The sequence below is a fragment of the Gymnodinialimonas sp. genome, assembly GCF_059726805.1.
Genome location: NZ_AP041059.1, coordinates 897,062 through 916,498 on the forward strand (window position 1 = coordinate 897,062; position 19,437 = coordinate 916,498).

17 protein-coding genes are annotated in these 19,437 nt (G+C 64.1%); 5 read left to right on the forward strand and 12 right to left on the reverse strand.

What is annotated here, in order from left to right; all coding sequences use genetic code 11:
* The first annotated feature begins 35 nt into the window (after positions 1-35).
* Positions 36-590: a thioredoxin family protein gene (locus tag AC6I9R_RS04520; RefSeq protein WP_461427631.1), complete on the forward strand. Its 555-nt coding sequence runs from the start codon at positions 36-38 to the stop codon at positions 588-590.
* Between the two features lie 160 nt (positions 591-750).
* Here AC6I9R_RS04520 and AC6I9R_RS04525 read toward each other — a convergent pair whose 3' ends face one another.
* The gene (locus AC6I9R_RS04525; RefSeq protein ID WP_461427632.1) at positions 751-1,311 is read right to left on the reverse strand and encodes a TetR/AcrR family transcriptional regulator; all 561 of its coding nucleotides are present in this window, start codon (positions 1,309-1,311) and stop codon (positions 751-753) included.
* Between the two features lie 183 nt (positions 1,312-1,494).
* On the opposite strand from AC6I9R_RS04525, the gene AC6I9R_RS04530 reads away from it, so the two are divergent.
* Positions 1,495-2,037, forward strand: a complete 543-nt coding sequence (locus AC6I9R_RS04530) for a hypothetical protein (protein WP_461427633.1) — start codon at positions 1,495-1,497, stop codon at positions 2,035-2,037.
* A gap of 27 nt (positions 2,038-2,064) precedes the next feature.
* Complete coding sequence (locus AC6I9R_RS04535; RefSeq protein WP_497863062.1) at positions 2,065-2,553, forward strand: ester cyclase; 489 nt, start codon at positions 2,065-2,067, stop codon at positions 2,551-2,553.
* Positions 2,554-2,876: 323 nt separating this feature from the next.
* On the opposite strand, the gene AC6I9R_RS04540 is transcribed toward AC6I9R_RS04535, so the two are convergent.
* The 6 genes from AC6I9R_RS04540 to AC6I9R_RS04565 all read right to left on the reverse strand — a co-directional run bounded on the left by AC6I9R_RS04540 (position 2,877) and on the right by AC6I9R_RS04565 (position 9,927).
* On the reverse strand, positions 2,877-4,277 hold the full coding sequence (locus AC6I9R_RS04540; RefSeq protein ID WP_461427635.1) for a carnitine 3-dehydrogenase: 1,401 nt from the start codon (positions 4,275-4,277) through the stop codon (positions 2,877-2,879).
* Complete coding sequence (locus tag AC6I9R_RS04545) at positions 4,274-4,828, reverse strand: lipocalin family protein (protein ID WP_461427636.1); 555 nt, start codon at positions 4,826-4,828, stop codon at positions 4,274-4,276. Before AC6I9R_RS04545 ends, AC6I9R_RS04540 begins: the two co-directional genes overlap by 4 nt.
* Positions 4,825-5,733 (reverse strand): 3-dehydrocarnitine:acetyl-CoA trimethylamine transferase BcoG, encoded by a 909-nt coding sequence (gene bcoG, locus AC6I9R_RS04550; protein ID WP_461427637.1) that lies wholly within the window; start codon positions 5,731-5,733, stop codon positions 4,825-4,827. The genes AC6I9R_RS04545 and bcoG overlap by 4 nt, the downstream gene beginning before the upstream one ends.
* Positions 5,734-5,826: 93 nt before the next feature.
* Positions 5,827-6,612, reverse strand: a complete 786-nt coding sequence (locus tag AC6I9R_RS04555) for a carnitinyl-CoA dehydratase (RefSeq protein WP_461427638.1) — start codon at positions 6,610-6,612, stop codon at positions 5,827-5,829.
* Entirely contained in the window at positions 6,609-8,651 is a 2,043-nt protein-coding gene (locus AC6I9R_RS04560) for an acetate--CoA ligase family protein (RefSeq protein WP_461427639.1), read from the reverse strand. Before AC6I9R_RS04560 ends, AC6I9R_RS04555 begins: the two co-directional genes overlap by 4 nt.
* A gap of 115 nt (positions 8,652-8,766) precedes the next feature.
* A complete protein-coding gene (locus AC6I9R_RS04565) occupies positions 8,767-9,927 on the reverse strand; it encodes an acyl-CoA dehydrogenase family protein (RefSeq protein WP_461427640.1) in 1,161 nt (386 codons plus the stop codon).
* Positions 9,928-10,000: 73 nt separating this feature from the next.
* On the opposite strand from AC6I9R_RS04565, the gene AC6I9R_RS04570 reads away from it, so the two are divergent.
* Both AC6I9R_RS04570 and AC6I9R_RS04575 read left to right on the forward strand, forming a co-directional pair.
* A complete protein-coding gene (locus tag AC6I9R_RS04570) occupies positions 10,001-10,936 on the forward strand; it encodes a GlxA family transcriptional regulator (protein ID WP_461427641.1) in 936 nt (311 codons plus the stop codon).
* Positions 10,933-12,507, forward strand: a complete 1,575-nt coding sequence (locus AC6I9R_RS04575) for a 5-guanidino-2-oxopentanoate decarboxylase (protein WP_461427642.1) — start codon at positions 10,933-10,935, stop codon at positions 12,505-12,507. The genes AC6I9R_RS04570 and AC6I9R_RS04575 overlap by 4 nt, the downstream gene beginning before the upstream one ends.
* Positions 12,508-12,560: 53 nt before the next feature.
* Here the strand turns inward: AC6I9R_RS04575 and AC6I9R_RS04580 are convergent, their stop codons facing one another.
* The 5 genes from AC6I9R_RS04580 to AC6I9R_RS04600 form a co-directional block, all read right to left on the reverse strand.
* A complete protein-coding gene (locus AC6I9R_RS04580) occupies positions 12,561-14,210 on the reverse strand; it encodes an ABC transporter ATP-binding protein (RefSeq protein ID WP_461427643.1) in 1,650 nt (549 codons plus the stop codon).
* 4 nt (positions 14,211-14,214) lie between these two features.
* Positions 14,215-15,138 carry an ABC transporter permease gene (locus AC6I9R_RS04585; protein WP_461427644.1) on the reverse strand — a complete coding sequence of 308 codons (924 nt, stop codon included), beginning with the start codon at positions 15,136-15,138 and terminating at the stop codon, positions 14,215-14,217.
* A 12-nt stretch (positions 15,139-15,150) separates the two neighbouring features.
* A complete protein-coding gene (locus AC6I9R_RS04590) occupies positions 15,151-16,107 on the reverse strand; it encodes an ABC transporter permease (RefSeq protein WP_461427645.1) in 957 nt (318 codons plus the stop codon).
* 119 nt (positions 16,108-16,226) lie between these two features.
* A complete protein-coding gene (locus AC6I9R_RS04595; RefSeq protein ID WP_461427646.1) occupies positions 16,227-17,795 on the reverse strand; it encodes an ABC transporter substrate-binding protein in 1,569 nt (522 codons plus the stop codon).
* Positions 17,796-17,929: 134 nt separating this feature from the next.
* A complete protein-coding gene (locus AC6I9R_RS04600; protein ID WP_461427647.1) occupies positions 17,930-19,435 on the reverse strand; it encodes a M81 family metallopeptidase in 1,506 nt (501 codons plus the stop codon).
* Positions 19,436-19,437 lie beyond the last annotated feature (2 nt).

Consider the following 19,437-nt stretch of genomic DNA (forward strand, 5'->3'; position numbering starts at 1 on the left):
AGGCATTGTGATGCCACCCGACACACGAGGATCCCATGGCCGCTTTGACCCCACCCGTTTGCGATTTCGACTGGCCCGCGCCGGATTTCGCCCTGCCTGCCACGGACGGGCAGACCTACACCCTCGCGGACATCACCGGGCCCAGGGGCACCCTCATCATGTTCATCTGCAACCACTGCCCCTTCGTGCTGGCCATCCTCGACCGCATCCTGCGCGACGCGTCCGAGCTGCAGGGCCTGGGCGTCGGCGTCGCCGCAATCTGCTCCAACGATCCAATCGCCTACCCCGAGGATAATTTCGCCAACATGACCCGCATGGCCCAGACCCGCGGCTTCCCCTTCCCCTATCTCCACGACGCCGACCAATCCGCAGCCCGCGCCTACAACGCCGTCTGCACCCCCGACTTCTTCGGCTTCAACGCGCACAGCGGGCTGCAATACCGAGGCCGCCTCGACGCCTCCCGCATGTCCCCCGCCCCCAAGGACGCCCCCCGAGAACTCTTCGCTGCCATGGCAAGGGTCGCCGAAACAGGGCAGGGCCCAACCGAGCAAATCCCCTCCATCGGCTGCTCGATCAAATGGACGTCGTGAGAGGTTCGAGGGGCGGGAGGCTTGCGGGAAACGGGACGCGGTAGGAAAGGGCAGGTTTAGGCCCCTAGTGACTGATGCTGCGCAAGCGATGTTCGTGGCATCAAACCTCGGCCACAAAGTCTTCAGTGACGACAGACTGCTTGCTGTACCAGAAAGCCCATTAATCGTTTTTGATCACTGACAACGCTAGGGACAGCGCGTCCTTGAGCCCAGACGTATCGTCCATGGTGGCACGTTGGGTGAGCGTCAGGCCGATCTGCTCCATCAAGTACCGCGCGATGAGGGGGGTGGGTTGCACGCTGTTCCAGGCGCCCGCCGCCTGCTGACCCTTGAGATAGGCGTCAAAGCCATGAACGGCGGCGGCGTCGATCTCCTCCACCCGCGCGAGGGTTTTGGGTCCAAGGCGGTGTTTGCCCGCGCGCATTTTGTAGAACAGACAGCCAGTCTCCAGTCGTGTGTCCGTGACGGCAAAGTCGATCAAAGCATCAAGCGTGGGGGCGAGGGGCTGATTTGCCTGCAAGATAGCGAACAGATCACCCAGCACCCGCTCCGCGTAACGATCAAGCGCCGCGAGGGTCAGCCCGTCCTCATTGCCAAACGCGCGATAGAGCGACGGCTTTGAGATACCCGCCATCTGGCAGATAGCATTTACCGACACATCGGCGGGGTCCGTGCGCTGATAGGCCGTCACGGCAACGTCCAGAACCGCGTCCTCACTCATCGTTCGAGGACGACCACGGGTCGGTTTATCAGGGTCATTCTTCATTTTTGTACCGGTCGGTATTTTAATGTTGACTTTAGTTTGTAAATTTTTGTACCACTAGGTAACAAAACAAACAAGCGCGCTGGTAGGGTTCTTCTATCTAGGGGCGCAAGACGTTGATCCAGAACGGAAGATTGCCGAATGTCGACTACTTTGATCTCCACCATTGGCCTGTTGCTATGCCTCGCGCCTGCCATTGTGCACTTCCCAGAATTATCCCGACCGCTCTGGGCGCGGTGGGTGGTGAACTGGGTTCTGCCGTTCTTCGGCCCAGGCTTGCCGCGCCCGTCAAACGCACTGACGGCCAGTGACCAGACCGCTATGCTGGACGCCGCGTTGGACAAGCTGCCTACGGAAAAAAGCCATCTAGGCCAAGACTACGTGTTCGTGATGCTGTTCGAGCAACGCCAAGGCGCGCTGGCGTTTATTGCCGTGGCCGTTGGCGTGATCTACGGATTGACGTTGCCCTTGGCCGATCGCCACGCTCTGCACCTCGTCTTTGGGGTTATGGCGGCGTTGTTTGTGCTGGTGAACGCTAATCACGCCGGCGTGCCCCTGCTCGGCCACCACCCGAAGATCTCTCGCAACGGACGCCATGTAGGCCTTGCGTTCGCTCCATTCTGGGCTGTGGCCACGGTGTTGAACGCCATAGCGTTTGTTGCGGCGAATGCCGTGGCGACCTGAACGTTACGACCGTAGCCAAGACCAACCATGAAGGACCTGATGATGACGCGTAATTTAAGAACAATCGCACTAGCCGCAGCTATCTTGGCGGGCCCTGCCATGGCGGACAACATCGACACGGTACGAGCGTTTTACAGCGACATCCTGAGCAACCCGGCGGAGACGACGTCAGAGCGCTTCTACGAGCTGTTTTCGTCTGACCTGGTCTCGATCCAGACACCACCGGGTGGTGAGGGGGCGCAAGGTATGCTCAATACAATCGCCTTCCTGGGCCAAGTTGTGCCGGACCTGGAATGGGAGCCACATGACATCATTGACCTTGGCGACGGGCGATTTGTTGTACGCAGCCTGTTCCGAGGCACACCCGTCGGCCCCTTCTTCGGCGTGGATCCAGCTACCGGAAGGAGCTTTGAGGCTATGTCCATCGATATCCTAACGGTGACGGACGGGCGCATCGCACTCAGTTATCATCTGGAGGACTGGACCGGGGCGATCGCTCAGCTCACAACCGAGTAGGAGCAGAGTTGCGAAAAGCATAGAAGGCTTTGGGGCAGTCTCACGTGGGGGGCTGCACCAACCACGTTTAATCGAAGGTAAAGACTGGCAATTTGCGTTGCGCGTCGCAAAGGCCGCTTTGTCCGGCAAAGTCGACCTTTGCAACCCAAACCCAAGGGACAGTTTGCACCCTCGCAGCGCCGTAACCGTTCGTCATCCGCCACAGGATGAGTGCTTCCCAAAACCCTCTCAAACCCTTAACAAAAGGTTAAGCGCAAACCCAATATCTCATATAATCAACGTCTTAACCTAGGTGCTCAAGCTTGAGCACCCCTGCAAAGGCCCTACCGTCCGACCCGCCCGGCCCCGTCCGGGAGCGGCAGCCCGGCCTGCTCCTCCGCCACCCGAGCCAGCGCCCGCGAGACCTCCTCGCTAGGCAAGCACGTCTTCCGGGTTTCCAGGTCCACATGCAGCAGGAAGCTCTCCACCGTCGCCGCCGCCACGCCGTCGCCGCGGGTCAGTGTGTGGAACAGGTGCAGCTTTTTTCCCTCCCCAGAGATCAGCCGCGTTTCCGCCCGCAAGCGGTCGCCCGCGTGGACCTCATCTAGATAGCGGACGTGGTTCTCGACGGTAAAATAGCTCAATCCCCGCGCGACATAATCCGCGTCCGCGCCGACCATTTCCATGAACCGATCCGTCGCCTTGGAACCCGCTTCCAGATAGTGGGTCTCGTTCATGTGGCCGTTGTAGTCGGTCCACCCCTGCGGCACCTGCCGATCCTGCGTGACCGGCATCGCGGCCTTCGGTAGCGCCGCCTCATGGCGCGCCACGACACCGCCCGCGCCGCTGCCCGAGTGCTTCAGCGCCCGCATGATCCCCACGAGGTTGTCGTCCCGCAGACGCTCCAACTCGCGGATACTGAGGTGGCCTGATTGCGCGTCCGATTGCCCCGCGATCAGGTCGACCAGCTCGTCCGTGAACTCCGGCACATCCATCAGCTTGGTCCAGGGCCAGCTCAGGCACGGCCCGAACTGCGCCATGAAGTGCTTCATGCCCGCTTCGCCACCGGCCACTCGGTAGGTCTCGAACAGGCCCATCTGTGCCCACCGCAGGCCAAAGCCCATGCGGATCGCCTCGTCGATTTCTTCCGTTGTGGCGATGCCGTCCTTGACCAGCCAAAGGGCCTCGCGCCAGACGGCTTCCAGGAAACGGTCGGCGATATGGGCGTCGATCTCCTTGCGGACGTGGAGGGGGTACATGCCGACGCTCTGCAAGATCCCGGCTGCCTTTGCACAGTGATCTGCGTCGCCGACCAGCTCGATCAGGGGCAGCAGATAGACCGGGTTGAACGGATGCGCCACGATGACACGGGCGCCCTTTTCGGTCAGCTCGGAGGGTTTGAACCCTGAGGTGGACGACCCGATCACTGCGCGGTCCGGCGCCAGCGCCGTCAGTTGGGCGTGGACCTTGTGCTTGATGTCGAGCCGTTCCGGCACGCTTTCCTGCACCCAGTCCGCGCCGTCGCAGGCCTCCGCCAGATCATCGGTGAACCGTAACTGCCCCTCGGTGGGCAAAGCGGTGTCATAGAGCCCAGGCAAAGCGCGCCGGGCGTTGGCCATGACCTCGCCGATCTTGCGCTCGGCTTCCGGGTCCGGGTCGTAGATCGCCACGTCCCACCCGTTCAGAAGGAACCGCGCGGCCCATCCGCCGCCGATCACACCGCCGCCGATAATCGCTGCTTTCATGGGGTGACGCTCCGTTGCAATTGGCTCAGGTCATAGCCGTTGAAATCCAGGACTTCCCGAGCCGCTGCCAGCCTGTCGGCGGGGATCTCCGGGTCGCGGTTCAGGATCCAGCCGACGCGGCCATTGGGCGCGCCGACGACGGCTGTGCGGTAGCCCTCATCGACCCACAAAACCCAATAGGGCGCGGCGACGGGGACGCCTTGAAGGCGCACGGACAAGCGCCCAAGCCCCTCATCCGTGGCCGTGCCGGTGATCATCTCGGTCGGCACGGCATTCGCGTCCAGGCAGGTGTTGCGCACCGTCAGAACGCCGGGCGTTTCCGAGGCTCCGTATTCGGCGATGGCGCCGGGGCAATCGGCCTGGAACGGGTTCGGATAGCGTGCAACCTCGTACCACCGCCCAACATAGCGCGAAGCGTCGAAGTTGGCAGACGAGGCAATCGTGACGCTGTCATCGCGGTAGGACGGCCCGAGAACAGCCCCGCAAGAGGCAGCTGCGAGGAGGGGGAGCGCTGCAAGCAGCGCTTTCCCGAGGAGGGCGCGGCCCCTCATCTGGGCGCTTGCTTGGTGAGGCCGAGGCTCTCGCGAACCTCCGCCGGGCCGATGATCTTTGCGCCCATCCCCTCGATGATGCCGCGCGCGCGCTCCACCAGTTGCGCATTGGTCGCGAGCACGCCCTTGTCCAGCCACAGGTTATCCTCCAACCCCACGCGCACATTGCCGCCTGCCAGCACCGACGCCGCCACATAGGCCATCTGGTTGCGCCCCAGTGCGAAGGCGGAAAACGTCCAGTCGTCGGGCACATTGTTCACCATCGCCATGAAGGTGTTCAAATCGTCTGGCGCCCCCCAGGGCACGCCCATGCAGAGTTGCACGAGGGCCGGGCTGTCGAGGACGCCTTCCTTCACCAATTCCTTGGCGAACCACAGGTGGCCGGTGTCAAAGGCCTCGATCTCGGGCTTCACGCCCAGATCCGTCATCATGCGTCCCATGGCCCGCAGCATGCCGGGGGTGTTGGTCATCACGTAGTCGGCCTCGGCGAAGTTCATGGTGCCGCAGTCGAGGGTACAGATCTCGGGCAGGCACTCGGCAATATGGGCCACACGCTCGGTCGCGCCGACCATGTCGGTGCCCTCGCGGGTGGGCAGCGGTGCCTCGGTGGAGCCAAAGACGATGTCTCCGCCCATGCCAGCGGTGAGGTTCAGGACGACGTCAATGTCGGCGTCGCGAATGCGGTCGGTGACCTCGCGGTAGTAGGCGAGATCGCGGGACGGCGTGCCGGTTTCGGGATCGCGGACATGGCAGTGGACGACAGCCGCGCCTGCCTTTGCTGCGTCAATCGCGCTTTCGGCGATCTGCTGGGGCGAGCGCGGCACGTGGGGGCTGCGGTCCTGGGTGGAGCCCGAGCCCGTGACGGCGCAGGTGATGAAGACGTCTTTGTTCATGGTTAGCGGCATGGGCTTCTCCTGTTGGACGGGGGTGACGCGCGCCTGCGATTTTTTGCCAGGCAAAAAACGCAAGCGACGCCCCACCCGCCGTCCCGTAGTGGGCTATTTCCCCCGCCAGACGGGGTCGCGTTTCTCGGCGAAGGCGCGGGCGCCTTCCAGTTGATCTTCCGAGCGGTAGAGCCTTTCCACCGTCTCGAACTGACTTTTGGTGATCTTGTTGAGCGCGTCCTGGAACTTCATATCCTCGGCCTCGCGCACGACCTCCTTGATCGCGGCGTAGACGAGCGGCGGGCCGCTGGCCAAAAGGTCCGCCATCTCGCGCGCCTGCGCCATCAGCTCTGCCGCCGGGATGACCCGGTTGATCATCCCCCAGCGCGCTGCATCGTCGGCATCCAGCCAACGCCCGGTGAACAGCATCTCCATCGCGATGTGGTAGGGAATGCGCTTGGGCAGCTTGATGGAAGCGGCATCGGCCACGGTGCCGGAGCGGATTTCGGGCAGCGCAAAGCTCGCGTGATCCGCCGCGAGAATGATGTCCGCCGACAGCGCTAGCTCCAGCCCGCCGCCACAGCAAATCCCGTTTACCGCCGCGATCACCGGTTTGTTGAGGCCGCGCAGTTCTTGCAGGCCGCCGAAGCCGCCCACGCCATAGTCGCCATCCACCGCATCGCCGTCGGCGGCGGCTTTCAGGTCCCAGCCGGGGCAGAAGAACTTCTCGCCAGCGCCGGTGATGATCGCCACGCGCAACTCGGGATCATCGCGGAAATCGGTGAAGACCTCGCCCATGATGCGGCTCGTGGCGAGGTCAATCGCATTGGCCTTGCCCCGGTCCAACGTGACTTCCAGCACATAGCCCCGTCGGGTGGTCTTGATTGGCATATCGGTCATGGTGTCTCCCTTAAACGGATGAGGGCGTCGGCGGCCACGGCGCGGGTGGGGGTGCACAAAAGCGGGTTGATCTCGACCTCGAAGATGTCGCGGGCGTGGGCCACGACATAGTCCTGCACGGCCAGGACGGTGCTGGCAATCGCCTCGATGTTCGCGGGCGGCGCGCCGCGGTATCCCGCAAGGCGCGGCGCGAGGCGCAGGCGGGCCAAGGCTTGTGCGATGTCATCGGCTGTGCAGGGCAAAAGGAGGTGCGTTGTGTCATCCAGGATCTCGGTCAGGGTTCCGCCTGCACCGAGGGTCAGCACGAAGCCATGGGCGGGGTCCCGGACCACGCCGATCAGCAGTTCGATGGCGGGCCCCGCGATCATTTCTTCTACAAGAAATTCCTGCGCGGGCATTTCGCGGGCCGATTCCTCGACCTCCTCGGGGCGAAGGTTCAACCGCACCGCGCCGACTTCGGTTTTGTGGGAGACGCTGACACCCTTCAGCGCGAGCAGCCCGCCGATGGTGGCAGCGGCCACGCCAGCCTCGGCCGGGGAAGCCGCGAGTTGCGCGGCGGGAATGGCCACCCCGTGCGCGTGCAGGCGTTGCTTTGCATCAGCCTCGGAAATGATATGGGTCGGCCCTTCGGGGCCCGGCAAAAGCACCGGGTCCGCCGCGACAGGCCGTCCGACGTGTGCCGCCACTTCAACGGCCTCCAACGCATCCGAGAGGCCACAAAGCGGGGCGATCCCCCGGGCCATGATCTTTTGCGCGACGCCCTCGGGCATGGTGTCCGGCAAGCTGGAGAGGATGGCGATCGGGCGGCCTGTCGCAGCCTGCGCATCCGAGACGGCCTCAATCACCAGATCCCAGTCCGGCGCCGGGCATCGGTCCGGGCGGGGGAAGTCGAGCACCACGCATCCCAATGCCAATGTCTCATCCATCATCGCCGAAAAACACGCGGCCATTGCAGCGCGGTCGGCCCAGATATAGGTATGGTAATCCAAGGGGTTGGCCAACGCCACCTTGGGGCCAAGCGCGGCGCGCAGATCATTCTTCTGACGCGCGGACAGATCGGGAAAGCTCACGTCATGGGCCAGCGCTGTGTCGGCCATCAGGCAGGCCTCGCCGCCAGAACACGACATCGACCCAATGCGATTGGACGCCAAGGGCCCCGTAACGTGCAGCAACTTCAACGCCTCCAGCAGCGCGGAAAGCCCGCTGACCTGCCCGATGCCCAGGCGCGCCAGAAGCGCACGTGCCCCCGCATCGCTGCCCGCAAGCGAGGCCGTGTGCGACACGGTGGCGGCCTGGGCTTGGTCCGAGGCGCCCACTTTCAAGGCCACAATCGGCTTGCCCAAAGGGCGTGCCCGCTTGGCCAGCGCCTCGATCCCGCGGATGTCCTGGATCCCCTCAATATGCAGACCAAGGGCCGTGACACGCGGGTCCTCCAACAGCGCCATCCCGATCTGCGCCAGGTCGGTCCGCGCCTGATTGCCTGCCGTCACGACATAGGCAATGGGCAGGCCTCGGGTCTGCATGGTCAGGTTGATTGCAATGTTGGAGGATTGCGTCACCAGCGCCACGCCGCTTTCGACCGGGACCATGCCGTGGTGGTCCGGCCAAAGCGCCACGCTGTCGAGCCCATTAACCAAACCGTAGCAATTGGGCCCCAGGATCGGCATGTCGCCTGCCGCTTCCAACAAGGCCGCCTGCACATCAGCCCCGTCCGACAGCTCTTCAACAGCCTCCCCAAACCCAGAGGCGAAGCAGATCGCGCCGCCCGCGCCGCGCTCGGACAAGGCGCGGATCACCTCAACCGTCGCAAGCCGGTTCACCCCAACAAACGCGGCATCCGGCGCTGCGGGCAGGGCTGCCACGGACGAAAAAGCAGGCGCACTGCCGACCTCCGCACGCGACGGATGCACCGCCCAGATGTCACCGGAATATCCAATCTTGTGACACTCGCGGATCACACTCTCGCACCACGCGCCGCCACCGACGACGGCGATACTCCGGGGCCGCAAAAGCCTGTCCAATGCCCCTCCCTCAGTCATCTGCGCTCTCTTCATCTTGCCCGTACAACTCCGGGGGGTCCGGGGGGCAGAGCCCCCCGGCTGGTCGGCGCGCGAAGCGCGGCGAAACACCTCTCCATCCCGAGGCACGCCATTCCTAGGCCCCCAACGGCCGGAACAAATCCCGACTGATGATATGGCGCTGGATCTCACTTGTGCCGTCCCAGATCCGCTCGACCCTCGCGTCACGCCAAAACCGCTCGATCGGGAAGTCATCCATCAACCCCATGCCACCGAAGATCTGTAGCGTCGTGTCGGTGACGCGGGCGAGCATTTCGGTCGCGTAGAGCTTGGCCGAGGCGATCTCGCGGTTCGCGGGCAGGCCTTCGTCCAGCCGCCATGCGCCCGCGAGCGTCAGGTGATCTGCCGCGTCGATCTCGGTAATCATGTCGGCGATCTGAAAGCTGACGCCCTGGAACTTGGCGATCTGCTGGCCGAATTGCTTGCGTTGCGCGGCGTAGTCGACGGCGTAGTCAAAGCACCGCCGTGCACGCCCGACGGAGAAAGCGGCGACGGTCAGGCGCGTGGCGTAGAGCCATTCGTTCATCACCGCAAATCCGCCGTCGACCTCGCCCAGAACCTGCGCATTGGGCAGGCGGCAATCGTCGAAATTGAGGATGCAATTCTTGTAGCCCTTGTGGCTGACAGAGTTATAGCCGTCGCGCACTTCAAACCCGGGATGCCCGCGATCCACCAGGAAGCAGGTGATCCGCTTCTTCGGCCCCCTCGGGGTCTCGTCCACGCCGGTGGCGACGAAGACGATGAAGAAATCCGCGTGTTCGGCGCCCGAGATGAAGTGTTTGGAGCCGTTCACGACCCAATCCCCTCCGTCTCGCACAGCGGTGCATTTCATCCCGCGCACATCTGATCCCGCGTCGGGCTCGGTCATGGCGAGCGCGTCCATCCGCTCGCCTTGCACGGCGGGCATCAGGTAGCGCTCGATCTGATCGCCCTCGCAGGCCATCAGGATGTTCTGGGGGCGTCCAAAGAAGTGGGTCAGCGCCATGGAGCCGCGTCCCAACTCGCGCTCGACCAGCGTGAAATCCATGTGGTTCAGGCCCGCGCCGCCGACGCTTTCGGGGAAGTTGCAGGCATAGAACCCAAGGTCGATGACCTTTTGTTTGATCTCTTGACCAAGCTCCAGCGGAACCTGACCGGTGCGCTCGACCTCTGCCTCAAACGGATAGATCTCGTTTTCCACAAAACTGCGGACGGTCGAGACAATCATTTCTTGCTCGTCGCTCAGGCCGAAGTGCATGGGCATCTCCTTATCTATTGGAAAGATCGTTAGGCCTCGTGCCGGGCATGATCTTGCTGTATGCGTGAAGACCATGCCGGATACGTATTCGATGTTGCTGTTTGATGGGTTTTCGAACCTGTGCCTCGCCAACGCGGTGGAGCCGTTGCGCGCGGCCAATACGTTGGCGCGTAGGACACTTTATGACTGGCGGTTCCTGTCCCTGGGCGATGCGCTCGTGCCCTCCTCGAGCGGGTTGCCTGTTCAGGCAATCCCGCTCTCCTCGCAGCGGTCTGGGGCCTGGCTGATGGTGATGCCCAGTTACGGGTTTGAGGCGCTGGCCACGCCCGCCACGGCCCGCGCCTTGCGCGCGGCGGCCCCGCGGTTTGAGGCGCTCGCGGGCCTCGATACGGGCGCCTATTTGCTGGCCTATGCAGGGCTTTTGGAGGGGCGAAAAGCGACGTGCCATTGGGACACGCTCGCGCAGGCGGCGGAGGCTTTCCCGGAAGTCAATTTCACCGAGGATCGGTTCATTATCGAGGGCGACCGCGCGTCGTGCGGGGGGGCCACGACGACGCTGGAATTGATGCTGGAGTTGATTGAGCAGCGCCATGGGGCGGCCCTGTCGTTGGAGGTTGCCGCGCTGTTCATGTTCGGCGAGCGGGCGCCGGATTTGGACCCGAACCGTTTGATCCCGACGCACCGGACGGTGAAGGCCGCCGCCGCCGTGATGCGGCGCCATGTGGAGGAGCCCTTGACCATCGACGCCCTCGCCGCACAGCTCAACCTGACCCGGCGCGCGTTGGAGCTGGCCTTTCAGGCCCATGCCAAGAGGTCCCCCGGGGCGGTCTATCGCTCGATCCGGCTGGCGGAAGCGCGGCGCCGATTGGAGCAAACCCGCGATAGTGTCGCCGAGGTGGCCTTGCGCTCGGGCTACCGCGATGCCACGGCTATGGCGCGCGCGTTCAAGGCAGAGTTCGGGGTGACCCCTTCTGCGGCACGGGCGGCCAGACTATCGGAGGGGACATGATGAAGACCGTTGGCGAAGTGCTGATCACGTTGCTGGAACGACGCGGCGTGGACACGATTTTTGGCATCCCCGGGGTTCATACGGTCGAGATGTACCGTGGCCTCGATGGCTCGGGCATCCGCCACATCACGCCCAGGCACGAGCAAAGCGCGGGCTTCATGGCCGATGGATATGCGCGGGCATCCGGCAAGCCGGGCGTGTGTCTTCTGATTACCGGGCCGGGGGTGACCAACGCGATCACTCCGATGGCCCAGGCGCGGGCGGATAGCATTCCGATGCTGGTGATCTCGGGCGTGAACCGGGCTGCGACGTTCGGGCAGGAGGAGGGGTTCCTCCATGAATTGCCGGATCAACAGGCGATGATGGCGCAGGTGGCGTTGCTGTCGCAGACGCTGCACCGCGCCGAAGATCTGGAGCGGGTCGTCGACCGGGCTTGGACGGCGATGACCGAAGCGCGCCCCGGCCCGGTCCATATCGAGGTACCGTTGGATGTGATGAAGCAACGGATTGAGGTGCCGGAAGCCCGCGCGCTGGTCGATACGCGCCGTGCGCCTGATCCGTCGGTGATCGCGGTTGCCAAGGAACGATTGGCCGGGGCTGAACGACCGCTGATCCTGGCAGGGGGCGGGGCCGTTGGGGCGGCGGGTGCGATCCAGACCCTGGCGGAGGCGCTGGATGCGCCGGTCGTCACAACGACCAACGGGCGGGGGATCCTCGGCGGCCACCCGCTGCGCGTGCCCGCCAGCCCGACGTTGCCTGCCGTGCGGGCAATGATGGCCGACGCTGATGTGGTTCTGGCGATCGGCACCCAGTTCGGGCGCACGGATTACGACATGTATGAGGACGGCGCGGCGCCTGCGCTTTCCCATCTGATCCGCATCGATTGCGACGGGGTGCAGATCACGCGGGGGCGGTTGCCGGACACGGCCATCGTGGCGGATGCAAACCTTGCAGTGACGGCGCTGAGCGACGGATTTCTGCCGCGCAGCGGCCAGGGGGCAAGCCGTGCAGGTGCTGCGCGGACGGCCGGTTTTAGCAGCCTCGACGCCCCATACCAATCCCACCTCGCGATCATCGAGATGATCGCCGAAACCATTCCCGGCGCGCGTATCGTTGGCGACAGCACGCAGGTCGTCTATGCGGGCAACATGTATGCGGACATCGCGGCCCCCCGTGGGTGGTTCAATGCGGCCACGGGGTATGGCGCCTTAGGCTACGGCCCGTCCGCCGCCATCGGTGCGGCGCTAGGCGACGGCGCGCCCGTGGTTTGCATCACCGGTGACGGCGGGCTGCAGTTCTGTCTGTCGGAATTGGGAACGGCAATGGATGAGAAGACGCCCGTCATCTTCCTGGTCTGGAACAACAGCGGCTACCAGGAGATTGAACGCTATATGGTCGACAACCAGATCAAGCCCGAGGGTGTCAAGCCATCCGCGCCGGATTTCACAGCCGTCGCCAAGGCCTACGGGATGCCTGCCGAGCGGGTGGAGGGGACGGAGGGCCTGGCCCCCGCCCTGGCACGTGCCAAGGCGGCGGGCAGTGCGTATCTCATCGATATGATCGTGCCGTAGGGTGGGTGAAACCCACCTTCAGCGCAGCGGTGGGTTTCACCCACCCTACGCCTTCAGTTCCCGGCGCTGTCCACACCGGCCCCGGCGCCGCCAGCCGCGCGTTCGGCCAGCAGTTTATCCAGCCAGTCGGGGTCCATTTCGGGCACCGAGGATAGCAGTAGCTCCGTGTAAGGATCGTGGGGCGGTTGGAACATCTCGTCCTTTGGCCCTTGCTCCACAACGATGCCCTCCTTCATCACCACAACCTCATCGGCGATTGATTTCACGGTTGCCAGATCGTGGGTGATGAACATGTAGGCGAGGTTGAATTCGCCTTGCAGCTTGTCGAGCAGTCGCAAGATCCCCTCGGCCACCAGCTGGTCCAGCGCGCTCGTCACCTCGTCACAGATGATGAACTGCGGCTCCGCCGCCAAGGCCCGCGCGATGCCGATCCGTTGTTTCTGGCCACCGGACAGCTCGGACGGCAGACGGTCGATGTAGTTGTCGGGCTCCAACTCGATCAGATCCAGCAGGTTACGGACCCGCTCTTCCAGGGCTTTGCCTTGCAGGCCCAGATACATCTGGGCCGGGCGGCCGATCAACTCGCGCAGCTTCTGCTTGGGGTTCAGGGCCGTGTCGGCCATCTGGTAGATCATCTGCGCCTGGCGCAGCTGGTCCTTGGTGCGTTTGCGGTAGTCGGGCGGCAGGGCGCTGCCGTTGAACAGGATCTCGCCCTGACGGGGCGGCAACAGCCCGGTGATCACCCGCGCCGTTGTGGATTTGCCCGACCCGGATTCGCCCACAACCGCGACGGTGCGCTTGGCGTGGATGTCGAAGTTCACGTTTTTCAACACATCCAGCGTGCCGTAGCCCGCTGTCACGCCTTTGACCGACACCACGGGGGTCTCGCCGGGGGTCACCGATGCCTGGGTTGCGCGGGCAAAGCTGCGCACCGCCCAGAGCGATTTGGTGTAATCCTCCGTCGGTGCGGACAGCATGGTGCGGGTGTCGGCCTCTTCCACCTCTTCGCCTTTCAGGAGCACTTTGATCTTGTCAGCCATCTGCGCCACGACGGCGAGGTCGTGGGTGATGTAGATGGCGGCTGTGTTGAACTGCTCCACGATATCGCGAATGGCCGACAGCACCTCGATCTGCGTGGTCACGTCAAGCGCCGTGGTGGGCTCATCGAAAATGATCAGGTCCGGGCGGCAGGCCATGGCCATGGCTGTCATCGCGCGCTGCAATTGCCCGCCCGAGACCTGGTGGGGATAGCGAAAGCCGATGGTCCCCGGCTCGGGCAGCTGCATTTTCTCATACAGCTCCGTGGCGTCGCTTGCCGCCTCGGATCGCGCCATCACACCGTGCTCCACCGGGCCTTCGGTGTATTGGTCGATCAGCTTGTGGGCGGGGTTGAAACTCGCCGCCGCCGATTGCGCCACATAGGCGATGCGCTTGCCGCGCAGGCCCCGACGTTCCTGCTCGGACGTGGTGCGCAGATTGATCCCGTCGAACAGGATCTCACCGCCGGAAATCCGGCAGCCGTCCCGCGCGAAACCCATCGCGGCCAATCCAATCGTGGATTTACCCGCCCCGGATTCGCCGATCAGGCCCAGGACCTCGCCCTTATGCAGGGTCAGGTCCACGCCCTTCACGATCTCCAGCCATTCCTCATCGGCGCGGCCTTCGATGCGCAGGTCTTTCATCGTCAATAGTACGTCTGACATGGGCTTATTCCTTCAAACCAGAGGCGCGGTGCAGCTGCCAGTCGACCACGAAGTTGACGCTCACCGTTAGAAGCGCGATGGCGCCAGCGGGAAGCAGCGGCGTGATGTCCCCGAAGGTGATCAACGTCGCGTTGTCCTTCACCATGGAGCCCCAGTCCGCCGTCGGCGGCTGCATCCCCAGGCCCAGGAACGACAGGGCTGAGATCATCAGGAACACGAAGCAGAACCGCAGGCCGAACTCGGCCACCAGCGGCGCCATGGCGTTGGGCAGGATCTCGCGAGAGATCAGGCGCCACAGCCCTTCGCCGCGCAATTTCGCAGCCTCCACGTAATCCATCACCACGATGTTCATCGCCACGGACCGCGCCAAACGGTAGACCCGTGTGCTGTCGATCAGGGCGATCACGATGATCATGTTGAAGATCGAGGTGCCCACGATGGTCAGCAGCAGCAGGGCGAAGATCAGCGCCGGGATGGCCATCAACACGTCCACGGTGCGCGACAGGATCTGGTCCAGCCAACCGCCAACGATGGCCGCCAGAAGGCCCAGGACCGACCCGATGATGAACGCCAAGGCGGTCGTCACAAACGCAATGCCCACGGTGTTTCGCGCCGCATAGATCAGGCGAGACAGCATATCGCGGCCCAGGTTGTCAGTGCCCAAGCGGTTCACTTCGCTCCAGGCCTCATATTCGCGCCCGACCACCTCGGTCTCTGAGAACGGGGCGATCCAATGGGCGAAAACAGCGACGAGGATGTAGATGAGGATCATCAGCATCCCGAAGCTGGCCGTCATCGGCGCGGTGCGCAGTTCCTTTGCGATGCCCCGGGGCATCACCAGAACCAGTGCTTGTTTGAACAGCCATCCCGCCGCCATGGCGGCGATGATGGCGATGGCGAGCCAGAAGAGTCCGGTAAGAAATCCCATGATCAGCCCCCCTCAGCGACGGTGCACAAGGCGGGGGTTGGACAAGGTCGCCAACACATCCGCGGTGAGGTTCAGCAGCACGTAGGCTGCGGCGAAGACAAGGGCGATGCCTTGCACGACCGGCATGTCGCGGGCCGACACGCTGTCGACCATCAACTGGCCGAGGCCGGGGTAGACGAAGACCACCTCCACCACGACCACACCGGTGATCAGATAGGCGAGGTTCAGGGCCACCACGTTGATGATCGGGGCCAAGGCATTGGGCAACGCGTGTTTCACGACGACCCGCATCGGCGACATGCCTTTCAGGCGCGCCATCTCGATATAGGGGCTTGCCAGCAGGTTGATGATCGCGGCCCGCGTCATCCGCATCATGTGGGCGGTGACCACGAGGGTCAGGGTCAGGGCCGGCAGGAAGGTGCGGTAGAGGAAGTCACCCAACCCTTCGACGCCGCGCATGTTGGAGATCGACGGGAACGGCCCGCCCGCGCCTGCCAGATAAAAGATCAGGATGTAGGCGACAAAGAATTCAGGGAAGCTGATCGACGTCAGCGCCGAGGCATTGGCGAAGCGGTCGAAGAACGAATTCCGGAACAGCGCCGCGAGGATCCCCAGAACCAGCGACAGCGGCACGGCGATGGCGGCGGCATAGGCGGCCAGCGACAGCGTGTAGCCCAGGCGCCGCCCGATCAGCTCGGACACCGATTGCCCGTTGGCCAGGCTCTCGCCCAAATCGCCCTGCAACACATCCGTCAGCCAACTGATGTAGCGCGTGACCATCGGGTCGTTCAGGCCCAACTGCTCGCGCAGGGCGGCGACGGTCTCAGGGGTGGCGGATTGGCCAAGGATCTCTTGCGCGAAGTCGCCGGGCAGAAGCTCGGTGCCGAGGAAGATGATCAGTGACACGACGAACAGCGTGACGAAGCCAAGGGCCAGGCGCTGCAAGATCATGGTCCAGATATGTGACATGGGGGTCCTTTAGGCCGGGGCTGGCCGGGTCGTTTGCTACCGTTTCCAAGCGCGCCGCGTTGGGCGGCGCCTGGAACAAAAATCCCCCGGTCAGTTGCCTGACCGGGGGCTGTTTCAGATCAGGCTGCGAACCACCAGCGTTCGCCGATCCTGTGGCCATCGTTGCGCCAGTTCGACGCGACCTGTTCGGGCCGGGCGAGGGCATCGGAGTAGGCGCCGACGTAGTTGGCGAACATCGGAATGATGATCCCGCCTTCGTCGGAGACGATTTCCTGCATCTCGAAGTACATGCCGCGACGCAGCTCTTCGTCCAGTTCCGAGCGCGCCTGCAGGAGCAGCTCGTTGAAGCGCTCGTTGTCCCAGAACGTCTCGTTCCACGGCACGCCCCGCTCGTAGGCGGTGGAGAACATGAGGTCCTCGGTCGGGCGACCGCCCCAATAGGTGCCCGCGAAGGGCTTCTGCATCCAGACGTTGGACCAGTAGCCGTCGTTGGGCTCCCGCACCACGTTGAGGTTGATGCCGGCGGCGGCAGCGGTCTCCGAGAACAACACGCCTGCGTCCATCGCGCCCGCGAAGGCGGCGTCGGCCAGGTGGATGTCCACGTCGAGGCTTTCCATGCCAGCTTCCGCCAGGTGGAAGCGCGCGCGATCGGGATCGTACTCTTTCTGCTCCAGCTCGGTATTGAAGAAGCGCTGACCGGACCCGATCGGGTGGTCGTTGCCCAAGCTGCCGTAGCCGTTGAGGATCGTGTCCACCAACTGGGTGCGGTCGATCGCGTACTTCAGCGCCAGACGCACGTTGACGTCGTCAAAGGGCGCGGCCCGCGTGTCCATCGGCAGGCCGTAGTGCTGGGTGCCGGTGACAGACAGGATCTCGATGCCCGGCGCGCGCTCCAGCAGGTGGACGGTGTTCAGGTCGGCGGTGTCGATATAGTCGACCTCGCCCGAGATCAGCGCGTTCTGACGCGCGGCGTCGTCGAAGATGACGATCTGCTCGATGGCGTCGAAGTGGGGCAGACCCTCTTTCCAGTAGCCCTCGTGACGCGCGTAGGAGGCGCCGACGCCGAATTCGATCTCGACAATGCGGAACGGGCCACAGCCGTCCTGGGTGTTGGGGTCGATGGTGCCATCAGCCTGGGCGGGCAGGATCGGCAGGTGATAGTCGGACATCACGAAGGGGAAGTCCGCGTTGCCGGAGGCCAGCGTGAACACGACGTTCATGCCATCGACCGCCATATCGGTGATCGCCGAAACGATGGGCGCAGCGGCCGAGGTGCTGTCTTCGCCCCGGTGGTGGTTGATGGAGGCCACGACATCTTCTGCGGTGAGGATGTGACCGGAGTGGAACTCGACGCCCGAGCGGATCGTGAAGGTCCAGGTCGCGGCATCGGCCGAGGCTTCCCAGCTTTCCGCCAGTTCCGGCACGAGAGAGCCGTCGGCGGCGATCTCGGTCAGGTAGTTGTTGCGCGTATGCGCCTGGAAAATCATGAAGTCCGCTTCCCAGGAGCCCGGGTCAAGCGCGTCGGTGGTCGAGCCGTGGGCCATGCCCACCCGCAGCGTTCCGCCCTGCACGGGCTGCGCGCGGAGCGGCGTGCCCCAAGGCGTGATCAGCGCGGCGGTGCCGACGGCAGCCGTGCCTTGCAGCATGGTTCGGCGGCTCATTCCGCCCATATCGGTCAGTCGTTTCATGTATCTCTCCACTGTTGTCTTGCTGGCCGGTTTGCCCGGCCATCTTCAATTTGTCAGGCTATTCTGCCCGCAATCCTCAGAGTTTCAACTGTTAGTTGCAACGGCCAAGATTCAAATGTCAGTAGGCCAGGGTTTCAGGCGCGTCGAAAAACGGGTCCCATGGGGCCTAACCTGACCCCATCGCGCAGGTGCTTGAAGGGGGCTTGGGTCAGGTCACTGGAAAGCGCGCCGGGCACCCGCGTGGTCAAGACGGCCTGCGCCATGGGCGCGAAGGCTTCGCGGAAATGGACGGTGCTTTTGATCGCGACGATACGCGCGGTTTCCGGGTCCACGCCAAGCGCGCGGAAGTAGCCCCGGTCGAGGCATTGGTTGCGCACCGAGCTGACGACGATCCGGACATCTGCGTTTGTTTCCATCACCTTAAGCAAGGCCGAGGGGCCGATCTGCGCCTCTCCGCCGCCGTACATCGCCCCTTCATACACAACGCGCCCGTCCGATAGGGCATCGACCTGGAAGCAGGCCTCATATGGCCTGTCACCCGCACAGCCTGAGCGCCCGCCAAGGGGCATCGCGATGGTGGCACCAAGGCCTGCCCTGTGGGCAGCCTGCGCCACGTCGGGGTCGTGCATCACCCCCAGAAGGGCCCCTTGCGCGCCGCCCTCGACCAAGGCCCGCAAAAGGCCCGTGGTGTCTGATGATCCGCCGCCGCCGGGGTTATCCTCCACGTCGGCGATGATCACGGGTGCGTCTTCAGGCAATGCCATCGCCGCGCGCACCACCTGATCCGGCGGCGGCGGGGTGCCAATGAAATCGGGTTCTGCTGTGATCGTCGCGTCCAGCACCGTTGCGACGGCCTGGTCTGCCGCCGCCTGCGTGTCGGCGTAGGCGAGGATCGACGGGCAGGTGTGGCGGGTGTCGCCGCCGGTGAACCCGGCGGCAAGTTCTGCGCCTGCGGCTTCGGCCAGCGCGTAAAGCGGCCCCATCGGCGCCATGTCGGTGCATTGGGCGTGTAGCGGGATCAGGTAGGGCACCTGCGCAAAGGCCTTGCAGGGCCGGGCGCCCTGGATTTGGGCCTTCAGCATCGGCAAACACCGCGCGCCGGTGTCGGCCATATCCAGATGCGGATAAGTGCGGAAAAGCGCAATGGAAGTGGCATGGGCAACCATCGTGGCAGAGATATTGGCGTGCAGATCAAGGCTGATCGTAATCGGAAGGTCCGGGCCGAGCGCCGCGCGCAGCAAAGTCAGCAACGCGCCTTCGCCGTCGTCATGGCGCTCAGTAATCATCGCGCCGTGCAGATCAAGGTAGAGCCCGTCGAGTGGCCCCGCAGCCTTGAGGCCGTCGAGGATCCACCCGGCGATGGTGTCGAAGGCGGCGTCGGTGACGGGGCCGGACGGCTCTGCCGAGGCCCAGAGGATGGGGATGATCTCGACACTTGGATCGGCCTCGGCGGCTTGAACAAACCCCGCGATGGGCAGGTTGATGCCCCGGGTGCGGTGGATCACATCAGGCCCGCGCGACAGGCCGGGCCAGCTGTCGTCCATCTCGAAATCCGCCAGCGTCGCGGGGGTCGGCGAAAAGCTGTTGGTTTCATGCTGAAACCCGGCGACGGCGATGCGGGGTCGTTTCGGGGCAGACATGG

Excerpts from the sequence above, each read along its gene's own strand:
- AC6I9R_RS04520 (WP_461427631.1), top strand. The coding sequence starts at position 36 with ATGGCCGCTTTGACCCCACCCGTTTGCGATTTCGACTGGCCCGCGCCG.
- AC6I9R_RS04525 (WP_461427632.1), bottom strand. The coding sequence starts at position 1,311 with ATGAGTGAGGACGCGGTTCTGGACGTTGCCGTGACGGCCTATCAGCGC.
- AC6I9R_RS04530 (WP_461427633.1), top strand. The coding sequence starts at position 1,495 with ATGTCGACTACTTTGATCTCCACCATTGGCCTGTTGCTATGCCTCGCG.
- AC6I9R_RS04535 (WP_497863062.1), top strand. The coding sequence starts at position 2,065 with ATGAAGGACCTGATGATGACGCGTAATTTAAGAACAATCGCACTAGCC.
- AC6I9R_RS04540 (WP_461427635.1), bottom strand. The coding sequence starts at position 4,277 with ATGAAAGCAGCGATTATCGGCGGCGGTGTGATCGGCGGCGGATGGGCC.
- AC6I9R_RS04545 (WP_461427636.1), bottom strand. The coding sequence starts at position 4,828 with ATGAGGGGCCGCGCCCTCCTCGGGAAAGCGCTGCTTGCAGCGCTCCCC.
- bcoG (WP_461427637.1), bottom strand. The coding sequence starts at position 5,733 with ATGCCGCTAACCATGAACAAAGACGTCTTCATCACCTGCGCCGTCACG.
- AC6I9R_RS04555 (WP_461427638.1), bottom strand. The coding sequence starts at position 6,612 with ATGACCGATATGCCAATCAAGACCACCCGACGGGGCTATGTGCTGGAA.
- AC6I9R_RS04560 (WP_461427639.1), bottom strand. The coding sequence starts at position 8,651 with ATGACTGAGGGAGGGGCATTGGACAGGCTTTTGCGGCCCCGGAGTATC.
- AC6I9R_RS04565 (WP_461427640.1), bottom strand. The coding sequence starts at position 9,927 with ATGCACTTCGGCCTGAGCGACGAGCAAGAAATGATTGTCTCGACCGTC.
- AC6I9R_RS04570 (WP_461427641.1), top strand. The coding sequence starts at position 10,001 with ATGCCGGATACGTATTCGATGTTGCTGTTTGATGGGTTTTCGAACCTG.
- AC6I9R_RS04575 (WP_461427642.1), top strand. The coding sequence starts at position 10,933 with ATGATGAAGACCGTTGGCGAAGTGCTGATCACGTTGCTGGAACGACGC.
- AC6I9R_RS04580 (WP_461427643.1), bottom strand. The coding sequence starts at position 14,210 with ATGTCAGACGTACTATTGACGATGAAAGACCTGCGCATCGAAGGCCGC.
- AC6I9R_RS04585 (WP_461427644.1), bottom strand. The coding sequence starts at position 15,138 with ATGGGATTTCTTACCGGACTCTTCTGGCTCGCCATCGCCATCATCGCC.
- AC6I9R_RS04590 (WP_461427645.1), bottom strand. The coding sequence starts at position 16,107 with ATGTCACATATCTGGACCATGATCTTGCAGCGCCTGGCCCTTGGCTTC.
- AC6I9R_RS04595 (WP_461427646.1), bottom strand. The coding sequence starts at position 17,795 with ATGAAACGACTGACCGATATGGGCGGAATGAGCCGCCGAACCATGCTG.
- AC6I9R_RS04600 (WP_461427647.1), bottom strand. The coding sequence starts at position 19,435 with ATGTCTGCCCCGAAACGACCCCGCATCGCCGTCGCCGGGTTTCAGCAT.